The sequence below is a fragment of the Kosakonia sp. N21 genome (assembly GCF_050587465.1).
In the GTDB taxonomy this organism is placed as follows: domain Bacteria; phylum Pseudomonadota; class Gammaproteobacteria; order Enterobacterales; family Enterobacteriaceae.
Genome location: NZ_JBOBHR010000001.1, coordinates 774042 through 785518 on the forward strand (window position 1 = coordinate 774042; position 11477 = coordinate 785518).

General features: G+C 53.6%; 8 protein-coding genes, 3 tRNA genes and 1 pseudogene. 6 read left to right on the top strand and 6 right to left on the bottom strand.

Annotation, left to right across the window (positions count from 1 at the left end; all coding sequences use genetic code 11):
* Positions 1 to 13: 13 nt before the first annotated feature.
* The gene (gene iolB, locus ACQ3G7_RS03520; RefSeq protein WP_430888856.1) at positions 14 to 823 is read right to left on the bottom strand and encodes a 5-deoxy-glucuronate isomerase; all 810 of its coding nucleotides are present in this window, start codon (positions 821 to 823) and stop codon (positions 14 to 16) included.
* A 20-nt stretch (positions 824 to 843) separates the two neighbouring features.
* Positions 844 to 2349 carry a CoA-acylating methylmalonate-semialdehyde dehydrogenase gene (locus ACQ3G7_RS03525; protein ID WP_430888857.1) on the bottom strand — a complete coding sequence of 502 codons (1506 nt, stop codon included), beginning with the start codon at positions 2347 to 2349 and terminating at the stop codon, positions 844 to 846.
* A gap of 359 nt (positions 2350 to 2708) precedes the next feature.
* Between ACQ3G7_RS03525 and ACQ3G7_RS03530 the strand changes: the two genes are divergently transcribed.
* Positions 2709 to 3530, top strand: a complete 822-nt coding sequence (locus tag ACQ3G7_RS03530) for a TIM barrel protein (protein ID WP_430888858.1) — start codon at positions 2709 to 2711, stop codon at positions 3528 to 3530.
* Between the two features lie 76 nt (positions 3531 to 3606).
* On the opposite strand, the pseudogene ACQ3G7_RS03535 reads toward ACQ3G7_RS03530, so the two are convergent.
* Positions 3607 to 3906: pseudogene (locus tag ACQ3G7_RS03535) on the bottom strand (Arm DNA-binding domain-containing protein); the annotation flags it as partial.
* A gap of 196 nt (positions 3907 to 4102) precedes the next feature.
* Positions 4103 to 4178 (bottom strand) — tRNA-Asn (locus ACQ3G7_RS03540).
* 331 nt (positions 4179 to 4509) lie between these two features.
* On the opposite strand from ACQ3G7_RS03540, the gene nac reads away from it, so the two are divergent.
* Both nac and cbl read left to right on the top strand, forming a co-directional pair.
* Complete coding sequence (gene nac, locus ACQ3G7_RS03545) at positions 4510 to 5427, top strand: nitrogen assimilation transcriptional regulator NAC (protein WP_263100355.1); 918 nt, start codon at positions 4510 to 4512, stop codon at positions 5425 to 5427.
* Between the two features lie 101 nt (positions 5428 to 5528).
* Positions 5529 to 6479, top strand: coding sequence for an HTH-type transcriptional regulator Cbl (cbl, locus tag ACQ3G7_RS03550; RefSeq protein ID WP_263100356.1), 951 nt, complete (start codon positions 5529 to 5531; stop codon positions 6477 to 6479).
* 44 nt (positions 6480 to 6523) lie between these two features.
* On the opposite strand, the gene ACQ3G7_RS03555 is transcribed toward cbl, so the two are convergent.
* Together ACQ3G7_RS03555 and mtfA are read right to left on the bottom strand one after the other, a co-directional pair.
* Positions 6524 to 6599, bottom strand: a tRNA-Asn gene (locus ACQ3G7_RS03555).
* A 100-nt stretch (positions 6600 to 6699) separates the two neighbouring features.
* Entirely contained in the window at positions 6700 to 7494 is a 795-nt protein-coding gene (gene mtfA, locus ACQ3G7_RS03560) for a DgsA anti-repressor MtfA (RefSeq protein ID WP_430888859.1), read from the bottom strand.
* Positions 7495 to 7587: 93 nt separating this feature from the next.
* Here mtfA and ACQ3G7_RS03565 point away from each other — a divergent pair.
* From ACQ3G7_RS03565 to ACQ3G7_RS03575, 3 genes are all read left to right on the top strand, one after another.
* Positions 7588 to 7677, top strand: a tRNA-Ser gene (locus ACQ3G7_RS03565).
* A gap of 774 nt (positions 7678 to 8451) precedes the next feature.
* Entirely contained in the window at positions 8452 to 10542 is a 2091-nt protein-coding gene (locus ACQ3G7_RS03570) for an ATP-binding protein (RefSeq protein ID WP_430888860.1), read from the top strand.
* A gap of 27 nt (positions 10543 to 10569) precedes the next feature.
* On the top strand, positions 10570 to 11220 hold the full coding sequence (locus ACQ3G7_RS03575) for a Pvc16 family protein (protein ID WP_430888861.1): 651 nt from the start codon (positions 10570 to 10572) through the stop codon (positions 11218 to 11220).
* Positions 11221 to 11477: the final 257 nt, after the last annotated feature.

The window sequence follows — 11477 nt, forward strand, 5'->3', positions numbered from 1 at the left end:
TTATTGCAGAAGATTAACGTTGGGGATAGTCGTCGCTGTTGATCCAGGCGTGATCCTCTTCCCAGCTAAACAGCCATTTGCGCTCCGGCCCGGCCATCACATTGAGGTAATAGCTGTCGTAACCGGCTATTGCTGCCACCGGGTGGTAACCACGTGGAACCATCACCACATCCTGATTGTAGGGTGCCATAGAGACGTCCAGACTGCGGTCGTCGGTATAGACACGCTGGAATGCGAAGCCCTGCGGCGGATCGAAACGGTGATAGTAGGTTTCCTCAAGCTGCGTCTCTTTACCCGGTACGGGCGTATCATGCTTGTGGGCGGGCCACGAACTGGTGGCCCCCTCGTCGGTGTAAACCTCGACGACCAGCAGCGATTCCGCCTGCTGGGTGTCCGGCAGAATGTTGTGTACCTGGCGCTGGTTACGCCCTTTACCTCGATGCTCAACGCCAACATCCTCAGGAGCAATCACCCGGGCGGGCAGCGCACCGCTGCCCGGCGCACTGCATAACGCCAGTTCCAGATCGGAATCTGCTGTTACGCGAACTGTCTCACCCGGCGGAATGTAGACTGACCACGGCGGCGTACGTTCAAACGGTGACATTCGCCCGCCCAACCCTGGGAAATCCGCAGCACGGGTTTTTACCGAGGCAAAACCCGCCACCAGCACCAGGCAGAACTCGCGCTCGCCGCTGTCAAAGTCTACCGTTTCGCCTTTTTTCAACATCCAGACATCAAAGCCGATATAGCGCCATCCGGCGCTTTCCGGCGTGATGTGTTGTATCTGGCGCGTATTGCGCTGCGCCTTTGCCAGTAACGACATGGCTCCTCCTGGAATAAAGATTAACCTAACGTCGGCATGCTGAATTCAGAGACGGTTTGTTGCCCCTGCGGCCAGCGTACCGTGGCGGTTTTCATGCGGGTGTAGAAGCGCACGCCATCTGGCCCGTGAACATTCAGCGCCCCGAACACGGAACGCTTCCAGCCGCCGAAACTGTGGAACGCCATCGGTACCGGTACTGGCACGTTTACCCCTACCATGCCGGCCTGCACATCATGCACGAATTCGCGTGCCGCATGGCCATTGCTGGTGAAAATGGCGCTGCCATTGCCAAACTCATGGCTGTTGATGAGTTCCAGCGCACTGGCATAATCCGGCGCGCGAACAATGCCCAGCACTGGCCCGAAGATCTCCTCCCGCCAGATGACCATCTCCGGGGTGACGTTATCGAACAGCGTACCGCCGACATAGTAGCCTGCTTCATAGTTGGGGAGGGTGAAGCGGCGACCATCAACCACCAGTTTCGCGCCCTCATTGATCCCTTTTTCAATATAGCCCAGCACTTTTTGCTGATGGGCGTCGGACACCACCGGACCCATTTCATTTTCTTCCGAGCGGCGCATACAGCCCGGCCCGATACGCAACGCTTCAATGCGAGGAGTCAGCTGTGCGATGAGCTTATCGGCTGTTTCATCGCCCACTGCGACCACAATCGGCAACGCCATGCAGCGCTCGCCCGCCGAACCAAAGGCTCCGCCCATAATGGCATTCACTGTTGCGTCGAGGTCGGCATCAGGCATGACGATGGCGTGGTTTTTCGCCGCACCAAATGCCTGCACGCGTTTGCCGTAGGCGCTGGCAGTTTTGTAAATGTGCTCAGCCACACCGGAAGAGCCAACAAAGCTAACCGCCGCAATACGTGGATCGGTGTACAGCTGTTCCGCATCTTCGTTGCTACAATGCACCACGTTGAAAACACCGTCTGGCAATCCGGCCTCTTTGAGAAGTTCAGCAAGACGTACCGCCGCAGTCGGTGCCAGCGCCGGAGGCTTCAGCACAAAGCTGTTGCCGCAGGCGAGCGCAATCGGGAACATCCACATCGGCACCATCGCCGGGAAGTTAAACGGCGTGATCCCCGCGACCACGCCGAGCGGCTGCATGAGCGAAAAACTATCGACGCCGGAACCGACATCGGAGGAGTATTCCCCTTTGATCAGGTGCGGAATGCCGCAGGCGAATTCCACGACTTCTGTGCCACGGGTCAGTTCACCCAGCGCGTCCGACCAGACCTTACCATGCTCGCTGACGATAATCGCCGCCAGTTCTTCCGCATGTTTCTCGAGCAACATTTTGAAATTAAACAGCACGCGTGCACGGCGCAGTGGCGTCGTGTTCGCCCAGCCGGTAAACGCCTCGTGTGCGACCTGAATCGCATCCGAGACTTCCGCGGACGTGGATTGCGTGAGTTCGCGCACCGCTTTCCCTGTCGCCGGGTCATAGATGGCCTGGGTCTGGTTGCTGTTACTGAGACAGATTTTCCCGCCGATAAAGTTTCCTGTGATATTCATGCTTAGCCTCGTCGTCTGGAGGGGGTCAATGCCGGAGCCGTGTCGGCTCACGAAGAAAGTGCATGTCATTATCCTGGATAAATGAAATGAATATTTCAATAAATCATTTAATGAAATTTTGTTTTAGTGAGCAGCGTCGCATTTACGCTCACCTCTCGGGCAGAATATCCCGACGTGTGCTTTCTTTTGCCTTGTTTTCGCAGGGGATTGCGATGATTTTTGCGCGTGGGACCTTAAGCGCTTAGTTTTTTTGCGAGGTTGATCAAAGAAGCATATTTTCGAATATTGCTAATTATGAAATAAATGTTTTGATTAAAAGCAGGCTGGCTATTTCATTTCGTTGCTATCAGGAGAGTAAGATGACCATTGCACTGCACCGCTTCTGCGTTAACCGTAAAATCGCCCCCGGGCTGGATATTCCCGCATTTTTTAAACTGGTGAACCGCTTAGGGCTTACTAAAGTTGAACTGCGCAATGATATGCCCGGCGGCAAAGTAACCGATGAGTTGAGTCACCAGCAGGTCCGCGATCTTGCGGAGCGTTATGGCTTAGAGATCGTCACCATTAACGCGGTGTATCCCTTTAACCGGCCCACGTCAGCGGTCTGTTCCTTAACGGAATCCCTGTTAAAAGAGGCGCAAGCGGTGGGGGCGGGGTCGCTGGTGCTCTGCCCGTTGAATGACGGAACGGTTATTGATAACGAAAAAACGATGACCGCACTTCAAACGCTTTCCCCGCTGTTTGATCGCTACGGTATTCAGGGGCTGGTCGAGCCGCTCGGTTTCCCGCAAAGCTCGCTGCGATCCGCCGCGCTGGCGCAGACCTTGATCCGTGATGCCGGTGTACCGTTTAAGCTGCTTATCGACACGTTCCACCATGCGCTGTATCCCGCCGCAGCAAGCGAGTTTGCCGGGGTAGACATCAGCATGGTCGGGCTGGTGCATCTTTCCGGGGTTGAAGCCACAGGGCCAATCGAGGCGCTCACCGATGACGATCGCATCATGCTTACGCCCGGCGATCGATTAGATAGCCTCGGGCAGATCAAGACGCTTGAATCGCGTGGCTATCAGGGAATTTATGCCTTCGAACCGTTCTCATCTGTGCTGGCGTCGTGGCGAGAAGAGGATATTGAACGTGCGATCCACAGCAGTATTGAACGAGTTCAACAGCACTGCGCCTGATCGTGTGGGGACGAGCCAGAAAATAGCTGCTGATAATTGACTGGCGCGGGTTTTGGTTTTCCGGCAGCTCCGTGTTCAGCAGGTCGATGAAATGACGGGGTTTAGGTTCGGTAACGTGCAGATGCCCGATAACCGGGTTGATGTTCAATGCCAGCATCTTGCGGATACTTTCGCGCTGTTGCCGGGCGTCGGCCAGAGAAACATCAGGATAAGCATCTAAACCGAGGCGGGATTCTTTACCGTTAATACGGTACTTGAGATACCAGTGACGGGAACCGCCCGGTTTGACCAGAAGTTACAGACTGTGGGAATCGGAGGCTTTAAAGGGTTTATCAGAAGGCTTGAGACTGCGGATTTTCGTACCGGTTAGGGACATATGGAGGTCACTCCATTATCGAACTAACCTGACACCAGATTTGACCATCAATTTTTCCCGATGCGGAAGGTAAAATCAAAATGCATCGGGAAGAGTTTTCACGCTAACCTGTTGAATCGACATTATATAAGGATTCGTAAGGATGCATGAATGCAAAAAGCCCGCTTAAGTTTCCTTAAGCGGGCTTTTCTAAAATTGGCTCCTCTGACTGGACTCGAACCAGTGACATACGGATTAACAGTCCGCCGTTCTACCGACTGAACTACAGAGGAATCGTGTGAACGGGGCGCATATTAACGGCGACCATCGGGCTTGTCAAAGGCTGGATTGCCTTAAGCCGATCGTTTGCTGACAATTTCGGCAATCTGGTGGTGGGATAAGCACTTACCGCTGTATGTGCACTGATTTGGTGCAAAATACCCCTTATGGGGCAGATATCAAACCACTGTTTTAGTAATAATTCCCCATGGTGTAATTAGAAACACTTATTATCCAGCCTGTTAGGCTGCAATTTTCTCTCTGAATAAAACTGGCAAGCATATTGCAACTCCTCCGACGACATAACATCCGGTGTTGGCCCGGTAATCCGTAACAGGAGGCAAAATGAACTTAAGACGACTGAAATACTTCGTAAAAATCGTCGATATTGGAAGCCTGACTCAGGCCGCCGAAGTATTGCATATTGCACAGCCGGCGCTGAGCCAGCAGGTTGCCACTCTGGAAGGTGAGCTGGATCAGCAGTTATTGATCCGCACCAAACGGGGAGTGACACCGACGGAAGCAGGGAAAATTCTCTATACCCATGCGCGAACGATTCTGCGCCAGTGCGAACAGGCGCAACTGGCAGTGAACAGTGTGGGGCAAAGCTTGCGCGGTCAGGTTTCTATCGGTCTTGCGCCGGGGACGGCGGCATCGTCCATCACCATGCCGTTATTGCAGGCGGTGCGCACAGAGCTGCCGGAAGTCACTGTTTATTTGCATGAAAACAGTGGTGCGGTGCTGAACGATAAATTGCTGAGCGGGCAACTGGATATGGCGGTGCTGTATGAGCGCGCGCCGGGCGCAGGCATTAACAGTCTGCCGTTGTTGAAAGAAGATCTTTATCTGGTCGGTACACGTGATTGCCCGGGGCAAAGCGTGGATTTGACCGCCGTGGCTGAGATGAACCTGTTCCTGCCGCGTGACTATAGCGCGGTGCGTCTGCGCGTGGATGAAGCTTTTTCGTTGCGCCGCCTGACGGCAAAAATTATCGGCGAAATCGAATCCATTGCCACGTTGACAGCGGCGATTGCCAGCGGGATGGGCGTGACGGTGTTGCCTGAGTCGGCGGCGCGTTCGCTGTGCAGTGCGACAAACGGCTGGATGGCGCGCATCACCACGCCGTCCATGAATTTACCGCTGTCGCTGAATGTGTCGGCACGGGGTTCATTGTCGCCGCAGGCACAAGCGGTAAAAGATATTTTGATGTCGTTGGTTAGCCGCCCGGCAATGGAAAGCCATGAGCTTCAGTTGGTGAGCTAATTATTATTCCTTAATGGAATAAGATGCTGGTTTTTATTATTTGTTCTGCCAGGCCACAGACTTTAACAATAGCGTCATGTCTGATGGGCCTGGAGGAAAGGGTGAATTTCCAGCAATTAAAAATTATCCGCGAGGCGGCGCGGCGGGATTACAACCTGACTGAAGTCGCCAACATGCTTTACACCTCGCAATCCGGTGTGAGTCGTCATATCCGTGAGCTTGAGGAAGAGCTGGGGATAGAAATTTTCATCCGTCGTGGCAAGCGACTGCTCGGCATGACTGAGCCAGGTAAAGCCCTGCTGGTCATCGCCGAGCGTATCCTTAATGAAGCAAGCAACGTACGCAGGCTTGCCGATCTCTTTACCAACGATACCTCCGGTGTATTAACCATTGCGACCACCCATACGCAGGCGCGATACAGCTTGCCTTCGGTGATCAAAGCTTTCCGCGCGCTGTTTCCGGAAGTGCGTCTCGAATTGATCCAGGGCACGCCACAGGAGATCGAATCGCTGTTGCATAATGGCGGGGCGGATATCGGTATCGCCAGTGAACGCCTGAGCAATGACAACACGCTGGCGGCGTTTCCGTGGTTCCGCTGGCATCACAGCTTACTGGTACCCAGCGATCACCCACTGGCGCAGAGTTCTCCGCTGACGCTGGAGGAGATCAGCCGTTGGCCGCTGATCACGTATCGTCAGGGGATCACCGGGCGCTCGCGCATTGATGAAGCGTTTGGTCGTAAAGGATTAATTCCCGACGTGGTACTGAGCGCGCAGGATTCCGATGTGATTAAAACCTATGTTGAGCTGGGGCTGGGCGTCGGGTTGGTGGCGGAGCAGTCAAGCGGCGAGAATGAAGAAGGGAAGCTGGTACGCCTGGATACGCAACATCTGTTCGATGCCAATACCGTCTGGCTGGGGCTAAAACGCGGTCAGTTACAGCGCAATTATGTCTGGCGCTTTATTGAGTTGTGTAATGCCGGGCTGTCGGTGGAAGATATCAAGCGGCAGGTGATGGAACCGGACGAAGCGGTGATTGATTACCAGATCTGAAAAGCAAAAAGCCTGCTTAGTTTCCTGAGCAGGCTTCTTAAATTTGGCTCCTCTGACTGGACTCGAACCAGTGACATACGGATTAACAGTCCGCCGTTCTACCGACTGAACTACAGAGGAATCGTGTGAACGGGGCGCATACTACTGGCCCCTATCTGCTGTGTCAATACTAAATTTAAGCTACTGATTCAACTGGCTAATTAAAGCACAGGCTGCCGTTTTAATGCACTCTGTTCACGCTCTCGCCGTAGCCAGACTGGCCGCGCAGGCGACCAAGCGGGTCCTGGCCGTAAAACTGACAAAAACGCTGCCACAGCGCCGGGAAACGCGGGGCGAACAGCTCTGGCGCGCTGAAGAAATACTCGGACAGTACCGCAAAACACTCCGCCGGATCGGTTGCTGCATAGGCATCAATGCTGGCTGCGCTTTCCCCCACCAGATCGATCTCATCCTGGATATTGTCCATTGCGGCGTGCAGATCATGTTCCCAGCCTGCCACTTCACGCAGCGGAATCAGCGGAATACCGCTGGCGCGATCGCCATTGCGCGTATCGAGCTTATGCGCGACCTCGTGAATGATCAGGTTAAAACCGGAAGCGTCAAACGAGTCCTGAATATCCAGCCAGTTGAGAATGATTGGGCCTTGCTGCCAGCTCTGCCCGGACTGCACCACGCGCTGGTTATGCACCAGCCCGATATCGTCTTCCCACTCGTCGTCTACCACAAACGGCGCAGGGTAGATCAGCACTTCATGGAAACCGTCCAGCCATTCCAGGCCTAATTCGAGGACCGGAAGACAAAACAGCAGGCTGATGCGCGCACTTTTCAGCCCATCCAGTTCAAATCCCTGCAAGGGAACCAGCCTTTTTTGTTGCAAAAAACGGTCCGCCAGTTGAACCAGTTTGATCTGTTCATCCGGTAATAAATTCGCCAGCACAGGGGCGTTTAACGCTTCTTCCCACGGGAACTCCACCTCATCGGTGGATCCTTTCGTTTTCCAGGGCCACTTTATCATCGCTTTGCTCGCAAACTCGCCACTTGAACCAATTTAACGGGACAGGGTCTGTTAAAATGCCAAATTACCTGGCATCATGGCAACTGTCTGTACGGAGAGATGCCAGAGCGGCTGAATGGACCGGTCTCGAAAACCGGAGTAGGGGCAACTCTACCGGGGGTTCAAATCCCCCTCTCTCCGCCACTTCCTTTACCCCTTTTACCCATCGCGTTATTACCCTTTTTCTTCCGCACCTGAACGTGTGAGCTGACCGTAACCACCTGACTTTTTTGTGGTGTTTCAGGCTCAGACAGCGCAACGCGGATACGTTATCACCCCGTCCGCCTTTCCGGGTAGCGCTTTGCAACGATGTCATTCATTTTGTGAACCAGGTCGTAACCCTGGATGCATCGTGGCTGGCTTCGTTTCATACGCGTACGGGTTGTGCTGCACCGTCGCATTGAAGGCCTGGCTTTCTTACTGCTGTTGGATTAGCGCGCTTTGCTTATTCATAACAACGCAACGAAATAATGCAAGGCATTTCTGAATAAGAATTTTCACATGGCTTTTTGCAGGCGTTTGAATCGATTGTAATATCCGATTGTGCACGCCGATGTTATTTTCCCATAGCGCTCTCTGATATTTTTGAAATTAGCGTTTAATGATTATGGTTGTGTGTTAATTGATAATAAAAACAGCGAGATACTCATTTATTACTCAATCCAGGTTAACACGCTTTAGCGCAGGGCGGGAACCGCTACAGGTTATCGGGATAATTTGCATTTCGCAGGTTGACTGCCTAGCTTTTTATTGTCAATAGAGCGATATACCGATACTCACCACATTCTCTGTTAATAGCGTTGAATCAGGGAAGGGCGGTAGCCTGTGTTGCGTAATAACAAACTTATAATTAATTGATTTAATTAAAGGCGGGAAGCGTTGGCATAATAAATACATAACTCAGGAGCGGCAAACAATATGACGCAAGAAATATCCTGTGAGGGTGTAGATGAGAATGTGACCCAGGCGTGGAATTACGCCGTACTGCGCGAACAGTTTGAGCGTATCGAAAATGCGCTCCAGCGTTATCTACGCGCTGTGCACCAGCGTGTGGAGGAGTATTCACATAAAACGCAAGAGACGATGCCCTCTACGCTGCAAATGGATATGTTTGTGCGGTTTCAGACCAAGGTGCCTGCTTGTGATATCCCGGTTTGCCAGCAAAATTTTCGCGAAGCGGAACGCGCGCTGATCCCCCCTGAGAGCCGGCTGGCATTATTGATGACGCGTTTTGGACTCAACTCATTTGAACGGGATGCGTTGTTACTGGCGCTGATGCCGCTGGCGAATGGCAATGCAGGTTTTCTCTTTGCCTGTTTACAGAACGACACGCACGAAAGCTGGCCTGGTCCGGAACTGATCCTGAATCTTCTCTGTCGGGACGCCACAGAGCGTCTGGATATGCAAGTCTGTTTATCCCCGCTTTCCCCCCTGGTTCGGCATGCGTTGGTCTTCAGCGGTGATACGGAACGTAATAACGATCTGGCGCCATTCCTGCAGGGAAGCATGCATATTTACCGCTATTTGTCCGGCAGAGACTCGCTGCTTGGGCAGGCGTGTTGCCGGTGGCTGGAACCGCCGACGGACATAGATTTGTTCCCCGGCGTGACGAAACAATTGCTCCATTATGTCTATCATCCGGTTCCCGCATTGCTTATTTCTCTGGCAAAAGGAAGCGTCGGTTCGCGGCTGATGGCGTTGTCGCGTGCAGCACATATCGCAGGGCGTAAACTGCTGCTGTTCGATATGGACCAGGCTCCGGCCGACGAGACGCAATTTTGCCGCTGTTTTGTGGATGTGCTGCGGGAGTCCACGCTGTACGCCGCAGGCCTTCTCCTTCATGGATTGCACCAGGCCTGGCAAAACCATACCGATTTACGCAACTGGATGAGTGACCGCATTCGTGAACATCGTTTCCCGCTGTTTGGTTTGAGTGAAACAGGTGTTCCGTTGGTGCCATTGACGGATATAGCCCAAGTGCTCATTGAAATGCCACAAAGCTCAACCCAGGATGAAGCACGGCTGTTAGACCGTGTCCTGCAACGTTATCGGGTGGAGGCGGATGTGGACCCGCAGATGCTGGTTCGCCGATTCAGGCCCCCTCCGGATACGCTGCTCCAGTCGCTCAGCGATGCGGACGCCTATCGGGAATTGCGGGGGGCGCATGCGCTTTCCGTCGATGATCTCTGCCGCGCTTTTCGACAGCGTTCTCAGCAGGCTTTCGGTGGGCTTGCCACACGAGTTGAGCCCCGGCGGACCTTCGATGATCTGATCGTCGCCGATGGCCTCAACAAGCAGCTGGAGGAGGTGCTGGCTGCCGTTCGGTTTCGTGAGGAGATGCTCGCCCGTGGATTTGCCCGCAAGATTGCTTACGGAACCGGGGTTAGCGCGTTGTTTCATGGCGATTCCGGAACGGGGAAAACGTTAGTGGCGGAAGTGTTAGCCGGGGCGCTGGGTGTGGATATGATCAAGATCGACCTCGCCACCGTCGTCAATAAATACATTGGTGAAACCGAGAAACATCTGGCGCGCATCTTTGATATTGCGGAAGCGGATTCCGGATTACTGTTCTTTGATGAAGCCGATGCGTTGTTCGGCAAACGGAGTGAAACCCGGGATTCTCACGACCGCTACGCGAATATTGAAATCTCCTATTTATTGCAGCGTCTTGAAAGTTATACCGGACTGGTCATTCTTGCCACCAACAATCGCTCACATCTGGATGAAGCATTCACCCGTCGGTTGAGTTTTATTATTCGTTTTCCGTTTCCCGATCTCACGCTGCGTGAACGAATGTGGCGTGGCATCTGGCCTGCCGAAATCCGCGTGGCGGAGGATGTGGACTTTGCCGCGCTGGCGCGCCGGGCTGAAATCACCGGCGCTAACATTCGTAACATTGCATTGCTGGCAAGCTGGCTGGCTGCCGACAATCAATCGACATGTGTGGAACTCAAGCATATCGAACGTGCGCTGCAACGTGAACTTGCCAAGATGGGGCGTGTCGTCTGACCCCGCACTCTCTACCGGAGAACTTCTATGTCAGATACTACAGCTACTGATGCAACTGCGCCTGCAATTGCTTCTGATACCACGCTGATTGAACTCAATGTCGCTATTGATGCGGCATTACGTGAGTATTTGCCAACGGATGTCGCCATCCGTTTCGATCTGCCACCCAAAGATTCAACACCCGATGTTCCTACCGTGTGCGTCTTTCTCTACGACATTCAGGAAGATTTACAATTGCGGGTCGGCGAGCGCAGGCAGTACGTCTCTGCAACCGGGCAGTTTGTGCCGGGGTATGTCAACATCCGTTGTTGTTATCTGGTGACGTACTTTGAGGTGGCGCAAAGCAGCAGCAGTGATTCACCGTCAAGTCAGGCCAATAGCCAGTCGTTGATCATCATTAATAATGTCTTGAACGCGTTGGTTAACCACCGTTCGTTCTCCTCCTTACCTGGCGCATATTTGCGCGTCATTCCGCCGTCTGAACAACTCAATAGTCTGGGGAACTTCTGGCAGGCGGTCGGCAATACGCCGCGGCTGTGCCTCAGTTACATGGTGACCGTGCCGTTGAAACTGACCGATCTGCAAACCACTTACGTTGCCGTGAGCACGACGGAAGTCCAGTCTGCGCTACTGCCTGACGATGATGCGCAAGAAGAGACTGAGACCACGGGGAGCTGAGTCGCGCACTTTATTCTGTAAGGGAGAGTGCCACGATGCCCGACTATGAAAAAAAATCAGACGAAGGCCAGCGTGTGACGGGGGCGCGTAAGAAACGTCGTACGGGACGGGGTGGGAGAAGAACAGGAGCGGTATTCCAGCCCGTGGAGCCGGATCCTGTTGCTGATGAGGCGTGGCAGCGTGGAGGGGCCGATCTTCGTGCTGCCTGGGAGGCATGGCAGGCACAACAGGAGGTGGCGCCACAGATTGAACCCTTT